The organism is Salmonella sp. 2020_1395, assembly GCF_043848115.1.
In the GTDB taxonomy this organism is placed as follows: domain Bacteria; phylum Pseudomonadota; class Gammaproteobacteria; order Enterobacterales; family Enterobacteriaceae; genus Salmonella; species Salmonella enterica.
On sequence record NZ_JBCMFH010000003.1, the window covers coordinates 327,015 to 343,247 of the forward strand.

Below are 16,233 nucleotides of genomic sequence, written 5' to 3' on the forward strand. Positions count from 1 at the left end.
GTGTTTACGTGCGATGACTGATGGCCGACTCCGGGAGGGCGTCGCTATCTGTACCGGAGATGACGACTCCCCGGGTCTCGCGACCAAATGCCACAAATACACAGATTAAAATAGCCACCGCGCCAGCCACGATCGCCATTGCCAACCCGTAATTTCCGCCATGCGTTTCCGCGATGCGGGCCTGTAACGTCGCATTAACCGACGCCAGTAAATTACCGAGTTGGTAAACAAACCCTGGCAGCACGGCGCGCGCATTCGCCGGAACCAGCTCGTTCAGCCAGGTCGGCACGACACCCCAGGCGCCCTGCACCATAAACTGCATCAGGAACGCGCCCAGACCAATCGTGAATGATCCGCTGGAAAATGCCCATAGCGGGAGTACCGGAAGCGCAAGAAAGGCGGCGATCATGATCGCTTTTTTACGCCCAATACGTTCCGATAGCGTACCGTAGAAAATACCGCCGAGCATGGCGGCAATGTTATAAAAAATCGCAATGATACTGATCAGATGCGGATCAAAACCATGCTGCATCTTCAGGAAGGTAGGATAGAGATCCTGCGTGCCGTGACTGAAAAAGTTAAAGAACGCCATGACCAGCACCAGATACAGACACAACTTCCACTGTTTGCGCAGAACAGGAAGCAGCGCGGTATTCTCTTTACGCGCTCTGGCCGCCAGCCAGACGGGGGATTCCGGCACTTTAAACCAGATATAAGGCAGCAAGACAACAGGCAGGGCGCCAATCAGGAACATACCGCGCCAGCCTACCATACTGTAGAAGAGGCCAAAAATAACCGAGGCGAACAGATAGCCGCAGGGATAGCCCGCCTGAAAAATGCCCGACATCAGGCCACGCGAACGATCGGGAATGGTTTCCATCGCCAGTGATGACGCGACGCCCCATATCCCGCCCATCGCCACGCCGTACATGACCCGAAAAATCAGAAATGCCATGAAGGTGGGCGACCAGGCGGAAAGCAGTTCAAACACCGTAAAGAACAGAATATTGAGCATCAGTATCGGTCGACGTCCGTACTTTTCCGCCATTCGGCCAAATAGCAGCGCGCCAATGGGACGTACCGCCAGGGTCAGCATAATCGCAATGGAAACGTCCGATACGGAAGCGTGAAACCATTCGGCGAGATCGCTAAGTACAAAGACAAGGATAAAGAAATCAAACGCATCCAGCATCCAACTGGTAAAGCTGGCAAACGCCACATGTCGTTGTGTCGTCGTCCAGTTCAGGGGGGTGTACATAGGTAGTGTCCTGCATCAAAAAATAACATCAAGCTTTGAAGCGGCGAAACGCTGGAACGCTCTCGTCGTCAAAGCGACGTAACAAGGTAGCGTTGCGCTACTTATTTGTTATCTTTTTGTATATAGCAGGTAAAATGTTAGCAAAAATAGACAAATCATTACATATTATTAACAAAGCTTACTGGCACATGATTTGTCACATTTTTTATGGGGATTATCTCACGCAAAGAAAAGCGAAGCGTGGCTAGCGTATCGCGACCGGCCTGTCGCCAGACCGATCGCCATTGCCGATTACCTTTCGCGCGGCGGGAAACCAGCCTTTTGCAGGGCGGCGGCAATCTGCTCCGCGGATAGCGACGTTTCAACGTCAACCAGACGCGTCGCCGGGTCGGTTCTCACCGTCGCATTAGCATCAAGAGTCAGAATCGTCTTTTTTACCGTACTGGCGCAGCCGCCGCAGGTCATGTCATCAATATGGAACTGCATAGTGAACTCCTTTTGTGTGGGAACTGTTGCCAGTCTGGGCCTTGCCAGTGTTGGAAGGTCAAGCGTAATCTCAGGACTTACAGACGCTTTGCCAGTCCGTGGCGACGAGGACGGCGCAATACCGCTCCGGTACGCGCCTCCGGCTCGCTATCGTCAGGTTGTCCAAGCGTATGCAGAATGGGGCAATCTGGCAGCGCGTCGCCGGCGCAGCAGTGAATCAGCGCTTTGAGGGTTTGCGCCATGTGCTGCATGTTCTGGATACGTCTGTCCAGTTCATCAATGTGCGTCTGCGCCAGGCGTTTGACGTCAGCGCTTTGCCGCGACTGGTTATTCCAAAGATTCAGTAAGTCGCTGATTTCAGCAACTGAAAAGCCGAGGTCGCGCGCGCGGCGTATAAAATGCAATTGATTAACATCAGCCTGGGTATAGGCCCGATAGCCGGAATCCGTCCGACTTGCCGCGGGAATCAGACCAATCTGTTCATAGTAGCGAATCATTTTGGCCGAAACTTTCGATGCTTTAGCTGCTTTACCGATGTTCATGACGCTCCTCCTCATGTCGTGGATGTGTCGGATGGGGTTGCCATCGGCGCCCGGAAACGGCGCAGCCGCAAAGCGTTGCCCAGCACGAACACGCTCGACATCGCCATCGCCCCTGCGGCGAATACCGGGGACAATAATATGCCCCAGACCGGAAATAGCGCGCCTGCCGCGACAGGAATCAGCGCCGTATTGTAAGCAAAGGCCCAGAACAGATTCTGGTGGATATTGCGGATGGTCGCTTTAGACAGCGCGATAGCATTCGGCACGCCTTGCAGGTTGCCGGACATTAGTACGACGTCGGCGGATTCCACCGCCACATCGGTGCCGGTGCCAATCGCCAGCCCCACGTCGGACTCCGCCAGCGCTGGCGCATCGTTGATGCCATCGCCGACAAACGCCACCTGCCCATACGCCGCTTTCAGGCGCCGTATCGCCTCGACTTTCCCTTCTGGCAATACCTCGGCAACCACATCATCAATTCCTAACTGTCTGGCGATAGCCTGTGCCGTGCGGGCATTATCGCCAGTGATCATGGCGACCTTAATGCCGAGCTGATGTAAAGCGTTAATTGCGGCGGGCGTACTGGGTTTGATCGGATCGGCCACGGCGATAATCGCCGCCAGTTGACCGTCAATAGCCGCATAGAGCGGCGATTTCCCTTCCTGCCCTAACCGTTCGGCGGTGGTGGCGAAGCCGCTAATATCCACGCCAATTTCGCGCATATAGCGATCAGCCCCCACGTCAACACGCGTACCGGCAACGGTAGCGTATACGCCCATCCCGGTCACCGATTCGAAGCCGTTCATGCCTGGTAGCGCGATCCCTTCCTCTTCTGCCGACACGACAATCGCACGGGCAATCGGATGCTCTGAACGCGATTCTACCGCCGCGACTTTCGCCAGCACCTCACGGCGCTCAAAGCCGCTGGCCACGTCGAGATCGGTCAGTACCGGGCGGCCTTCGGTAAGCGTCCCGGTTTTGTCTACGGCCACCACCTTAGCGTCTTTGAGTAGCTGTAACGCCTCCCCCTTACGGAACAGCACGCCCATTTCCGCCCCACGACCGGTTCCCACCATAATGGAGGTCGGCGTCGCCAGGCCCATCGCGCAAGGACAGGCGATAATCAGAACCGCAACGCCATTGATCAGAGCGAAAGTCAGCGCAGGCGACGGCCCAAACGCCAGCCATACCACAAAGGTCAGCGCAGCAATAAGCATTACCATTGGGACAAACCACAGCGTCACTTTATCCACGACGGCCTGAATCGGCAGTTTTGAACCCTGCGCCTGTTCCACCAGACGAATGATTTGCGCCAGCATGGTCTGTCCGCCGACGGCGGTCGCCCGCAGCGTGAGCGCGCCTTTTTGGTTTACGGTACCGCCCACCACCGCACTTCCTGCGGATTTCTCTACCGGTATCGGTTCGCCGGTAATCATCGACTCGTCAACGAAGCTGCGGCCTTCGGTCACTTCGCCGTCAACCGGTATCCGCTCGCCTGGCCGAACCTCCACACAGTCTCCCAGCACAACCTCGTCGACAGGGATATCCACGATGCGGCCCTCGCGTAACACATGCGCGACCCGCGCCTGTAGCCCCACCAGACGTTTAATCGCTTCGGAAGTCCGCCCCTTCGCCCTTGCCTCCAGAAAGCGCCCCAGCAGAATAAGCGCGACAATCACTGCGGCGGCCTCGTAATAGACGTTTACCGTCCCTTCAGGCAACAGGTCGGGCGTAAAGGTCGCCACCAGCGAGTAGCCGAACGCCGCAGCGGTTCCCACGGCGACCAGCGAGTTCATGTCCGGCGCCAGACGCGCCAGCGCCGGGAACCCTTTAAGGTAAAAACGGCGACCGGGGATCGTCAGCACCAACAGGGTCAGTGCAAATTGCCAGTACCAGCTTTGTTGCAGGCCAATCGTTTTTATCACCCACTCGTGCATACCAGGAATAAGGTGCGAACCCATTTCAAGCACAAAAACGGGGAGCGCCAGCACGCTGGCGAGAATCAGATCGCGCTTCAGCCTGACGCGCTCGGCCTCTTTTTTCTCTTCAGAGTCGTCTTCACCCTGCCCCGCCGTCTCTATCGGTCGCGCCTCATACCCCGTTTTTTCAATCGCCGCGATCACCGCCTCCGCCGACGCCGTCCCGCGAACGGTGGCGCGCTCCGTCGCCAGATTCACCGTAGCGTCCGTTACGCCAGGCACAGCCTTAATACCTTTTTCAACGCGAGCGACGCACGACGCGCAGGTCATACCTTCAATAAGCAAGCTTATCGTGTCGTGACGATTTTCTGACTGACTCATGACGAGTTCCCCATCCTGACTATTCGGTATCAGAAAGCCTAAAGCTTGCCATTGTGGGAAGGTCAAGCGTATTCAGGCTGCACGGTTCGGCGAGAATGTGAGATGGCTCATAAAAGAGGATGATGCGAGACATTTACGCCACGATGCCGACCCACGCCCCGAAAAAACCCGTCAGGAACGCTTGACCTTTCCTTCGTTGTAACGCCTAGCCTTTGCCAAAAATTCTGCGGCAGCGTTGCGGAATGGCCGACACGCTGCGGTAAAGAGGGAAACGACATGCGTAGAACATTCAAAATTATGTTGATAGCCGGCGTCATCGCCGCCATCGGGGGCGTGATTTATATGGCCGGCGAAGCACTATGGGATAAAGACAACGCCGTCGGACCACCGGCCAGCGCGCCGCCTCCGCCGTCGGTACCGGTTGCTAAAGCCCTTAGCCGCACACTCGCGCCTACGGCGGAATTCACCGGTTTTCTGGCCGCGCCGGAGACCGTGGAGCTGCGTTCGCGCGTGGGAGGAACCCTTGACGCCGTCAGCGTTCCGGAAGGACGTCTGGTAAGCCGCGGACAACTGCTGTTCCAGATCGATCCGCGCCCGTTCGAGGTCGCCCTCGACACCGCCGTCGCGCAATTACGTCAGGCTGAAGTACTGGCCCGCCAGGCGCAGGCGGATTTCGATCGCATTCAACGACTGGTCGCCAGCGGCGCCGTATCACGTAAAAACGCTGACGATGTCACCGCCACGCGTAATGCGCGACAGGCGCAGATGCAATCGGCCAAAGCCGCCGTCGCCGCAGCGCGCCTTGAACTCTCCTGGACCCGTATTACCGCGCCCATTGCCGGACGCGTTGACCGCATACTGGTGACCCGGGGCAATCTGGTCAGCGGCGGCGTAGCGGGTAACGCCACGCTTCTGACGACTATCGTGTCTCACAATCCCATGTATGTGTATTTCGATATTGACGAAGCCACCTGGCTGAAGGCGTTACGACATACCCGCTCCGACAAAAATCCACCGGTAGTCAACATGGGGTTAACCACCGATAACGGGCTGCCTTATCAGGGCGTACTCGACTTTATGGGCAATCAGATGAACCGCAGCACCGGCACTATCCGGGCGCGTGCCGTGATTCCTGACCCCGACGGAATGCTTTCTCCCGGCCTGTTTGCCCGAATCAGTTTGCCCATCGGCGAGCCGCGGGAAACCGTGCTAATTGACGATCTGGCGGTGAGCGCCGATCAGGGCAAAAACTATGTGCTGATCGTCGGCAAGGAGAATCAGGTGGAGTATCGTCCGGTTGAGCTGGGACAAATGGTCGATGGACTCCGCGTCGTTACACAGGGAGTACTGCCGGGAGAAAAAATCATCCTCAAGGGGCTGGTGCGTCCTGGCATGACCGTTGCGCCGCGTCTGGTGCCGATGCGGCAGAATGTGACCGACAAACAGACCGCGACATTGACTAAAGCGGACGGCGACAGTGCGCCGAAGGCGGTGCGCCAATGAAATTCACCCACTTTTTCATTGCACGCCCCATCTTCGCCATCGTCCTGTCGCTGTTAATGCTGCTGGCTGGCGCTATCGCCTTTTTAAAACTGCCGCTGAGTGAATATCCGGCCGTTACGCCGCCCACGGTACAGGTTAGCGCCAGCTACCCCGGCGCTAACCCGCAAGTGATTGCCGATACGGTAGCCGCGCCGCTGGAACAGGTGATCAACGGCGTTGACGGCATGTTGTATATGAATACCCAGATGGCCATTGATGGCCGCATGGTTATCTCTATCGCCTTCGAACAGGGAACCGATCCTGATATGGCGCAAATTCAGGTGCAAAACCGGGTATCCCGTGCGCTGCCTCGCCTGCCCGAAGAAGTCCAGCGAATTGGCATTGTAACGGAGAAAACGTCCCCCGATATGTTGATGGTGGTCCATCTTGTCTCGCCGCAAAAACGCTATGACTCGCTTTACCTGTCTAACTTCGCCATCCGGCAGGTTCGCGACGAGCTGGCCCGTTTACCTGGCGTCGGCGATGTTCTCGTCTGGGGCGCGGGCGAGTACGCCATGCGCGTCTGGCTGGACCCGGCGAAAATCGCCAACCGCGGTCTTACCGCCAGTGATATCGTTACGGCGTTGCGGGAACAAAACGTACAGGTCGCCGCCGGTTCCGTCGGGCAGCAGCCGGAGGCCTCCGCCGCTTTTCAGATGACGGTAAACACGCTGGGCCGCCTGACCAGCGAAGAACAGTTCGGCGAGATTGTGGTAAAAATCGGCGCTGACGGCGAGGTGACGCGTCTGCGTGATGTCGCCCGCGTCACGCTGGGCGCTGATGCCTATACGCTGCGCAGTTTACTGAATGGCGAAGCGGCGCCAGCGTTACAGATTATTCAAAGTCCGGGCGCCAATGCGATTGACGTTTCTAACGCGATTCGCGGCAAAATGGATGAGTTGCAGCAAAACTTCCCGCAGGATATCGAATACCGGATTGCCTATGATCCTACGGTCTTCGTGCGCGCATCGCTACAATCGGTGGCGATTACGTTGCTGGAAGCCCTTGTGCTGGTCGTCCTTGTCGTGGTGCTGTTCCTGCAAACCTGGCGGGCGTCCATTATTCCTCTGGTGGCGGTTCCCGTTTCGCTGGTCGGCACCTTTGCCTTGATGCACCTGTTTGGCTTTTCGCTGAATACGCTTTCGCTGTTTGGTTTGGTCCTGTCGATAGGTATCGTTGTCGATGACGCCATCGTTGTGGTCGAAAACGTGGAACGGCATATCTCGCAGGGCAAAAGTCCCGGAGAGGCGGCAAAGAAGGCGATGGATGAAGTCACTGGTCCCATTCTTTCTATTACCTCGGTGCTGACGGCGGTCTTTATCCCTTCCGCATTCCTGGCGGGCCTGCAGGGTGAGTTTTATCGTCAGTTCGCGTTGACCATCGCTATTTCGACCATCCTTTCGGCCATTAACTCGCTGACGCTCTCCCCTGCGCTGGCTGCCATTTTGCTAAGACCGCACCACGATACTGCGAAGGCTGACTGGCTAACGCGGTTGATGGGCACGGTCACTGGCGGTTTTTTCCATCGCTTTAACCGTTTCTTCGACAGCGCGTCGAACCGCTATGTTAGCGCCGTCCGTCGGGCCGTGCGCGGCAGCGTCATTGTGATGGTGCTCTATGCTGGCTTTGTGGGGCTGACCTGGCTTGGCTTCCATCAGGTGCCGAACGGGTTTGTGCCTGCGCAGGATAAATACTATCTCGTCGGCATCGCCCAGCTCCCAAGCGGCGCATCGTTGGATCGCACAGAGGCGGTCGTAAAACAGATGTCCGCTATCGCACTGGCGGAACCCGGCGTCGAAAGCGTCGTCGTCTTCCCCGGCCTGTCGGTTAACGGCCCGGTAAATGTGCCAAATTCGGCGCTGATGTTCGCCATGCTGAAACCCTTTGACGAGCGTGAAGATCCTTCGCTTTCCGCTAACGCTATCGCCGGAAAGCTAATGCACAAATTTAGCCACATTCCCGACGGATTTATTGGCATCTTCCCGCCACCGCCGGTTCCAGGGCTTGGCGCGACGGGCGGCTTTAAATTGCAGATTGAAGATCGTGCGGAACTGGGATTTGAAGCGATGACAAAGGTGCAAAGCGAGATTATGTCTAAGGCGATGCAGACGCCCGAACTGGCCAATATGCTGGCCAGTTTCCAGACGAACGCCCCGCAATTACAGGTGGATATCGACCGAGTGAAGGCGAAATCAATGGGGGTATCGCTCACCGACATCTTTGAAACGTTGCAAATTAACCTCGGCTCGCTTTACGTCAACGATTTCAACCGATTTGGCCGTACCTGGCGGGTGATGGCGCAGGCCGATGCGCCATTCCGTATGCAGCAAGAGGATATCGGCCTGCTTAAAGTCCGCAATGCGAAGGGCGAGATGATCCCGCTTAGCGCTTTCGTCACGATTATGCGCCAGTCGGGGCCGGACAGAATCATCCATTACAACGGCTTCCCCTCGGTAGATATTAGCGGTGGACCGGCTCCGGGTTTCTCCTCCGGACAGGCGACGGACGCGATTGAAAAGATCGTGCGTGAAACGTTACCGGAAGGGATGGTCTTCGAATGGACCGATCTGGTTTATCAGGAAAAACAGGCCGGCAACTCCGCGCTTGCTATCTTTGCGCTGGCGGTGCTGTTGGCCTTCCTGATCCTGGCGGCGCAGTACAACAGTTGGTCGCTGCCCTTCGCCGTCCTGCTTATTGCGCCTATGTCATTACTCTCAGCCATTGTCGGCGTGTGGGTATCTGGCGGAGATAACAATATCTTTACGCAGATTGGTTTCGTGGTGCTGGTCGGCCTGGCGGCCAAGAACGCCATTTTGATTGTCGAGTTTGCCCGCGCCAAAGAACACGACGGCGCAGACCCGCTGACCGCCGTGCTGGAAGCGTCCCGCCTGCGTCTGCGTCCTATCCTGATGACCTCATTCGCCTTTATCGCAGGTGTAGTACCGCTGGTACTCGCGACGGGTGCCGGCGCGGAAATGCGACATGCGATGGGCATCGCCGTGTTTGCCGGCATGTTGGGCGTCACGCTCTTCGGCCTGTTATTGACGCCTGTATTTTACGTGGTGGTTCGCAGGATGGCATTAAAGCGTGAGAACCGCGTTGATTCGCATGATCAGCAAGCATAATGATGGGAATGGCATAATGAAGATCACTTTTACAGGCTATCGGCAGACCGCCACGCTGGCGACGCTTGCTTTCGTCACCACGCTTGCTGGCTGTACGATGGCGCCGAAGCACGAACGCCCCGCATCGCCGACTGCGATGGTCTATCCCTACGCAACGTCAACCGTTTCTGGCGCGCCGGATGCCGCTGACATTGGCTGGCGTGATTTCTTCCACGATCCGCTTCTACAGGAACTGATCGCGATCGCGTTACGCAATAATCGGGATTTACGCAAGGCAGGGCTCAATGTTGAAGCCGCCCGGGCGTTATACCGTATTCAGCGCGCGGAGATGCTGCCGACGCTCGGCATCGCCACCGCCATGGACGCCGGTCGCACTCCCGCCGATCTCAGCGTCACGGACGAGCCTGAGATTAACCGACGCTACGAGATGGCTGGGGCGACGACGGCCTGGGAACTGGATCTCTGGGGGCGAGTGCGAAGCCTTAGCGACCAGGCATTAGCCGCCTATATGGCGCTTGATGAGACGTACATTGCGGCGCGAATGAGCCTGGTTTCCGAAGTCGCCAGCGCCTGGCTGACGCTACGGGCTGACCGGGAGCTGCTGCGCTTAACCGAAGATACGCTGGCCGCGCAAAAAAGTTCATACACATTGACAACCCAGCTTGCCCGAACAGGCAACGCCACACAGCTCGATCTGCGTATGGCGGAGATCGCGCTGCGTTCTGCGGAAATCAATCGCGCGGCGTATACGCGACAGTTGGCGCGGGATCGTAACGCGCTTGAATTGCTGTTGGGCCAGCCGCTCACGCCTGAGCTGTCGCGTCGACTAAACGAGGCGGTCACGCTTACGGAAGGCGCGATCCCGACCACATTGCCAGGCGGATTACCGTCAGATCTGCTGGTACGCCGCCCGGATATTCGCGCCGCCGAGTACAGGCTGCGTGGCGCAAACGCCCGGATAGGCGCAGCGCGCGCCGCCTTCTTCCCGACCATCAGCCTGACAGGCACGGCGGGAACGGCCAGCGCGTCTCTTAGCGGACTCTTTGAACCGGGATCGGGAAGCTGGCGTTTTCTACCGCAAATCACCTTGCCTCTCTTTCACGGCGGCGCATTACGCGCTGACCTGGATAGGGCGCATGTCCAAAAACAGATTGAAATCGCCAGCTATGAAAACGTTATTCAGCAAGCCTTTCGCGACGTGGCGGATGGTCTGGCGGGACAGCGTACGCTGAATGACCAGGTGCAATCAGAACAACGCGCGGTTGAAGCCAGTCAAATCGCCTATGAGCTGGCCGGACTCCGTTTTCAGGAAGGCGTCGATGACTACCTTACGCTGCTTGATACCCATCGTATGCTTTATGGCGCGCAGCAGCGTCTGGTGCGCACACGGCTCATGCAACAGTTAAATATCATTAACCTGTATAAAGCATTAGGCGGCGGTTGGCGGGAATACAGTGAGAAAAAGCAAGGTTAGCCCAAATAGCGCGCGCGTCGCCAGTGCGGCGCGCGCGCTAAACAGGCATATATTACCTGCAAAATAAGGTTAACGAGGGCAACGATAAACGTTCCCGCTTAACGTGACATTCGTTTGTTTGCTTGAGCCCGAACCGTGCCATGAACTTCCTGTCTGGCCTGCACGCTGGGTTAACAGGACTACCGTATTTCCGCCCATTTTATAAGCTTTGTTTTTCAGATCGTTACGGGCACCCGTTTCCAGGTTACTGTTGGAAGTCCAGCCACCGGTAAAGAAATTCCCCTGGCTGCCCGTGATATCCCCTAAGTAACTGCATTCCTTACCTGGCTCGCTGGTCATCACCCGTACCTGTTCAGCGCCATAATTCAACGAATTAGCACTACATGCGGTTAAAGCCAAGCCGACGAAACATACTAAGATCTTTTTCATACTAATACCTGGTCTATTAATCATTAAATAATAACGCGTTCTTGCTTCTGAACGCCGTCAAGGAACTATATTTAAGATGTAACGAATGTCTTTCATTTGCTGAAGAAAAGTCTCTGTCATGATGCTATCATGTATGCTTGAGGCTATTTCTTGTTCAGTTTTTTCAATATGCTCTCTGAGCCTTATTTTTGTTTTTTCGTCAAGCGCCGAGATAAGTATCTTAATGGCAAGCAGCATAGTAGGATTGATGCTTTCACACTCTCTCATCGTTAACTTTTTCATCTTGTTTGCTTCAAGCCTGATCGGCGTTTTTGTCTACACGGCAAATTTTAGATGCGAAGATATGGCGACTTCTTTGGTAAATAAATAGCAAATGGAAAAAGCGTTTGAAGCCATATTTACGACAGATACGCAATCTATGAATGTACAAAGTCTTACGACTCATGCCATAGCTACTGGCGATCTGACTCATCGACTTTTTATATAAAAAGTGCCATAACAACTCCTCCTCCTTTTTTGTCAACGGCGCAAGTTCACCGACCGCTACTTCGTTTGCACAAGCGTATTTAATGAAATGCTCAATAAAAACAGGCTTTGCCAAATCGGGATCGATATCAGGATCTCTATCGCAGCCATGTGGATAAAGTTTTCCAATATCTCTGCGCGTGAGCCAGATTCGACGAGCATGTGGATAATGCTGCATGAGCGCCTTAAAACCTTTCCAGACCCCCTGAATCAAAACTCGTCCATCAATAATAATTATGATATCTTCGCTAGCTGATATCTGACACGAATTATATTCTCCATTGAGTGGGAACATAAAGCACTTCCCATCCTCAAAGAGTGAAGCGATGCCTAAATAAGTATAATAATCATCCGTTAAAACTATACCTATCGTTTTTAACGGAAGTTGTTCCGATAGTGAATTTATCATAATTTCATCAATAGAATAACGCTACGGTGAGTGTTTTATCTTCCTCTTAAGATTACCTGAGCGCTCATAACCATCCCTATTCTGTAGCAGCGCCATATTATTTTTAATTCCTTGCCATAAACGTAACGCTTATACTTTTAATATCAGAAGCGATAACCTACGCTGACACCAAATGTATTGGTATCCACAGCGAAGAAACGACTGGCTTCCCATGATGCATCGATAGATATACTCTTAACTGGATTAAATATTACGCCAGCGCCGTAGGCAAAGGAGTCTTCTTTTGAGTGTTTATTAAATTTCATCGTCGCTATACCCGCATTACCGTACAGGCTCACATAGTCATTAAAACGATATGTTGGTCCAAACATCAAAGAACCATAGTCTACAGAATCGGAACCATTTTTATGCAATTTCCCCTCTTTCCAGGTGTAGTTCTCCATTTCATTGCGCGTCGCGGTGAATGAGCCTAACATCCCCCAGGTCTCATTAAACTCGTAACGATATTTAAAATTAAAGCCTCGCAGATCTTTGCTATCGCTATTTTTCAATGAACTGAGATGAGTTTGTGCATAACCAAACGATACGGTGTGCTGATCGTTAGCCAAAGCTAAAGGTGACGCTAATAATAAACCTAAAAAAACAAGGAACGAAGACCGTCTTTTCATTAAAACCACTCCATTTTTGATATATAATTAAGGCGGTACCGGAACTTATGGCACACAAATAGCATTTAGATTAAGAGCACCTAATGCGCTTATTACCAGTCATGCCAACTGCGGAGGTAATATAACCTGATATATTCGATAATGGATATGAAATCAGTCTTACAGAGTTCTTACTTTTTTATTAATGGCGGATTCATAGTTGCTTCAGACCCGATCCTGGCATCGCATCCGTCAGGCGGACTGCGAGAGGTTATCAGCGAGTATCAGTTACCTCCCTGACGAGTAAAAAATTCATAACTCATTGTTTTGCATGTATTTTAATTGATTATTGAGTTAACCTTTACCCTTGCGGAGGGCAATTTCGCAACTCGCTTTCTGACACATTCAGACAACATTCAGATCTACTGCGCGGTACAAACGTTATAAAGCTGCCGATTAAGAGAATAAAAAAAGGTTTTCTCACCCACTTTAGATATTCGAATCTCATTAGCCGCTTCCGGATGCAGAACCCGTAAATATGATAACAGATCGCCAGCCGTGTCCGTGGCAAAGACTTTTACCTGGGATACTTCGAACGTATAAACACCAGGCGCTGTTCGATGTAAATTTTTCATATATACGTCCCGGTATAATATTTTTACACCGTTATCTTTTGTTTTTATTTCATATTGAAGCGTAATTCTCTTCATCTTAAAATCAAGAACAAGACTGCCATCGGCATGGATATCTTTAGGCTGTATCGTCGTTACCGTTCTTGTCGTGCATAAAAATTCATTAGTATTAATAGAACTATGGCTACTGTTTCGTACCCAAACTACCATCAGTACGACTGAAACAGCCAACATACCAAGCGTCGCCACGCTTAATAACGTTCTTTTATAGAAATGCATTTCGGCTCCGCTATATCAAGTTGGTTAAGACACTGGACAAAAATATTTGTATTAGGAACGCGAATGTAATAAATGATTTTTCCGTTTTGTTTATGTATTTCATTACTCATCTCAGAGTACGCTTCAACGATATCCGTCAGATGGGTTTTATCATGCCCGACACTATAAAAAGTGTATCCATCATACGAACCCTGAAGGGTAAAGTAATCAATATTTTCACCCTTAACTTTATACATCATAAAAAACATTAGAAGCGCGGCCAAGCAAAAGTAGAGCCAATCTTTTTTATTCACAGCGCCCGGTATTGGGGGGATAATAGTGTCATCGCGTCGCACTTCAACCGTCGATAATTCTGTTTCAGCAACAGCAGGCAACGGCGTATTTTGCGCCTCATCACTCAACGGTTCAATGGAAACTGAGAGTAAAACACCCACGCGAGGACGAGTCACAACAGACGCCCCCTTAAGACCAATTTTATCAAATGACCCTCGTAGCTGGTTAATCAATTTATAATAACTGGCATCAGAGACCACGACACCTTTGCGCCCCCAGACATAGTTAATTAAATCATCTTTTTTAAAAAGGCCTTCATGAAAAGCGATAAGCAAACTGCGTTCCGATTCAGATATCGTTATCGACTCTCCGGCGCAGGAAAGCGTCATTCGTTCACAATCAAGAATAACTCTTTTGTCAATCAGATAATTGTTCTGACTCATAAAAATATCCGCCCCAGTGCTATCACGTTTCTTCACGGCATAAACATATTACCAGGATATATCGCGCTATTGAATTTTTTTCCGTAGCGAGCTCCTGTATTATTCAGCCACCAGACCACTCGCAGATTCGTTTTCCCCCTTGAGCAGACCATTTTGCCTCTGGGCCGACTTGCCAAGCCAGCTCATAAAGTCATTAGCCCCCATCGGCCTGGCATAAAGAAATCCCTGAACGAATCCTACCCCGTGGCTTAAGATGTAACGCAATTGGTGCTGGGTACTGACCCCTTCGGCAACCACATTGAGCCCCAGTCGCTGACTCAGCGTAATGATAGTATCCAGGACAGGAACATCATTGCTGCTGGTATCAATGGTATCGATAAACGTTCTGTCTATTTTAAGAGAGTCTACAGGTAATTGCTGGAGATAGGAGAGTGAGCAATAGCCGGTTCCAAAATCATCAATCGCTATTAACACGCCTTTTTCACGGAGCGTTGAAAGTTTTTCTGCGACCTGTGAAGGTTCTACAATCAGGCTACGTTCGGTGAGCTCCAACATAAGCGTTATCGTTCCCAAACGAGTCCTGAGCGCCTCTATATCTTGTATAAAACCGTCATCCATAAGATGCGCAGGCGATATATTTACGCTGATATAGAAATCATCCGGTACAGTCCAGTTTATCACGTCATGAGCAATCAGTTCGAACAGATGACGAGAGAGTGGAATAATCATGCCTTCATTTTCTGCGGCGGTAATAAAAATATCCGGGGTTATAAAACGGCCATCCGGTTGCGGCCAGCGCATTAGCGCCTCCACGCCACCGCAACTACCGTGTTTAACATTAAAAACAGGTTGATAATGTACCGTAAACTCATTGTGCGTTATTCCCCTGGCAATCTCCCGGGCCAGAGATAAACGTTTTAAATACCAGCGCCTGTAGAACAATATCATCCCTACAGAAAGACACAATGACAGCGGAACAAAAATAAAAAGGTTTTGTAACCAGTATGCCGATAACGTTGAGAAAGGGGTTCGCACCATCAGCTGGATAGTGTGATCGGTTGAGGTGAAGCGCTGCGTTAAAAACGCCTTACCGCGCAACGTCGCAGCGCTGGTAATTGCCTCCCCTGCGCCGAATGTCAGGCTAAAGGCTGATGCTCTCTCTGCAGCCAATATCTCCATGAGCTCCTGGACATACTGCGAATCCACAATGACGAAGGCCGCTTTATTCGCTGCTACTTTTTTCACATAAACCACAACAAGGCGATCGGGTCCTTCGGCCATACTACCGATAGATCGCAACCACCGTTCCGGATAAGAAGCAGGTAAAGAAAGCCCTGCCAGCCGGGAAAAATGATAGCGTTCGGTTCCTGTGACAAAGGAGCAAGTGATATCACCATTTTCCAGAAACCCAATGTCACGGACATAAGGAGTGAAGGCCCGCGTTCTGGACAGTTCTTTCAGCGTGTCAGTACAGGAACTCTCAGCCAGTCTGGCGGCTTTTCCGGCGACTTGCCAGGAGGCGGCAGATATATCCGCGCTAAACCGCAGCAGCGTATTGGCGCTGACGGCGATATCTCGTTTTAGCTGGAAGATACCCGCGAGTAACCCCACCAATATCATTACGATCAGTGGAACGGCAATAAACAACATCAGAAATAGCTTTCTTACTTTCAAATCATTGCCCTCTTACCGGCCTTCCTTTTGCCACTGTACGCTTTTATAGGATAACTAAAGTAACATTAATATAGAAAAGCAATATTGAGAGATAGGTTATACGTTCTTAATGATAGCAAGATGGCACTCCCTGTGCCGAAAATAGACAAGAAAATATCAATACCCAACAGGTGCAGGATACTATCGTTAAAATAA

At 52.4% G+C, this 16,233-nt stretch carries 14 protein-coding genes; 3 read left to right on the top strand and 11 right to left on the bottom strand.

Going from position 1 to position 16,233, the window contains the following annotated elements; all coding sequences use genetic code 11:
- Positions 1–4: 4 nt before the first annotated feature.
- From ACH0WD_RS06420 to golT, 4 genes are all read right to left on the bottom strand, one after another.
- The gene (locus ACH0WD_RS06420) at positions 5–1,258 is read right to left on the bottom strand and encodes an MFS transporter (protein WP_000288503.1); all 1,254 of its coding nucleotides are present in this window, start codon (positions 1,256–1,258) and stop codon (positions 5–7) included.
- Between the two features lie 291 nt (positions 1,259–1,549).
- A complete protein-coding gene (golB, locus tag ACH0WD_RS06425; protein ID WP_001159470.1) occupies positions 1,550–1,744 on the bottom strand; it encodes a gold resistance metallochaperone GolB in 195 nt (64 codons plus the stop codon).
- Between the two features lie 77 nt (positions 1,745–1,821).
- Entirely contained in the window at positions 1,822–2,286 is a 465-nt protein-coding gene (gene golS / locus ACH0WD_RS06430) for an Au(I) sensor transcriptional regulator GolS (RefSeq protein ID WP_001020583.1), read from the bottom strand.
- A gap of 11 nt (positions 2,287–2,297) precedes the next feature.
- Positions 2,298–4,586 (bottom strand): gold/copper-translocating P-type ATPase GolT, encoded by a 2,289-nt coding sequence (golT, locus tag ACH0WD_RS06435; RefSeq protein WP_000083302.1) that lies wholly within the window; start codon positions 4,584–4,586, stop codon positions 2,298–2,300.
- A 276-nt stretch (positions 4,587–4,862) separates the two neighbouring features.
- Here golT and mdsA point away from each other — a divergent pair, with 276 nt between their 5' ends.
- Genes mdsA through mdsC form a run of 3 tightly spaced genes read left to right on the top strand, consistent with a single transcriptional unit; the run spans position 4,863 to position 10,727 of the window.
- Complete coding sequence (mdsA, locus tag ACH0WD_RS06440) at positions 4,863–6,089, top strand: multidrug efflux RND transporter periplasmic adaptor subunit MdsA (RefSeq protein WP_001254848.1); 1,227 nt, start codon at positions 4,863–4,865, stop codon at positions 6,087–6,089.
- Entirely contained in the window at positions 6,086–9,253 is a 3,168-nt protein-coding gene (gene mdsB, locus ACH0WD_RS06445) for a multidrug efflux RND transporter permease subunit MdsB (RefSeq protein ID WP_000673140.1), read from the top strand. Before mdsA ends, mdsB begins: the two co-directional genes overlap by 4 nt.
- 16 nt (positions 9,254–9,269) lie before the next feature.
- Positions 9,270–10,727 (top strand): multidrug efflux transporter outer membrane subunit MdsC, encoded by a 1,458-nt coding sequence (gene mdsC / locus ACH0WD_RS06450; RefSeq protein WP_001616214.1) that lies wholly within the window; start codon positions 9,270–9,272, stop codon positions 10,725–10,727.
- 69 nt (positions 10,728–10,796) lie between these two features.
- On the opposite strand, the gene ACH0WD_RS06455 is transcribed toward mdsC, so the two are convergent.
- From ACH0WD_RS06455 to ACH0WD_RS06485, 7 genes are all read right to left on the bottom strand, one after another.
- The gene (locus ACH0WD_RS06455; protein WP_000722978.1) at positions 10,797–11,156 is read right to left on the bottom strand and encodes a DUF4156 domain-containing protein; all 360 of its coding nucleotides are present in this window, start codon (positions 11,154–11,156) and stop codon (positions 10,797–10,799) included.
- A gap of 57 nt (positions 11,157–11,213) precedes the next feature.
- Positions 11,214–11,438, bottom strand: coding sequence for a membrane protein (locus ACH0WD_RS06460; RefSeq protein ID WP_000737127.1), 225 nt, complete (start codon positions 11,436–11,438; stop codon positions 11,214–11,216).
- A gap of 10 nt (positions 11,439–11,448) precedes the next feature.
- Entirely contained in the window at positions 11,449–12,090 is a 642-nt protein-coding gene (locus ACH0WD_RS06465) for a helix-turn-helix transcriptional regulator (protein ID WP_000610827.1), read from the bottom strand.
- A gap of 143 nt (positions 12,091–12,233) precedes the next feature.
- Positions 12,234–12,758 (bottom strand): Ail/Lom family outer membrane beta-barrel protein, encoded by a 525-nt coding sequence (locus ACH0WD_RS06470; RefSeq protein ID WP_000830237.1) that lies wholly within the window; start codon positions 12,756–12,758, stop codon positions 12,234–12,236.
- A gap of 401 nt (positions 12,759–13,159) precedes the next feature.
- Entirely contained in the window at positions 13,160–13,648 is a 489-nt protein-coding gene (locus ACH0WD_RS06475; RefSeq protein ID WP_000545949.1) for a hypothetical protein, read from the bottom strand.
- Complete coding sequence (locus tag ACH0WD_RS06480) at positions 13,621–14,364, bottom strand: transcriptional regulator (RefSeq protein ID WP_000081365.1); 744 nt, start codon at positions 14,362–14,364, stop codon at positions 13,621–13,623. Before ACH0WD_RS06480 ends, ACH0WD_RS06475 begins: the two co-directional genes overlap by 28 nt.
- Positions 14,365–14,463: 99 nt before the next feature.
- Positions 14,464–16,038, bottom strand: a complete 1,575-nt coding sequence (locus tag ACH0WD_RS06485) for an EAL domain-containing protein (RefSeq protein WP_000868293.1) — start codon at positions 16,036–16,038, stop codon at positions 14,464–14,466.
- Positions 16,039–16,233 lie beyond the last annotated feature (195 nt).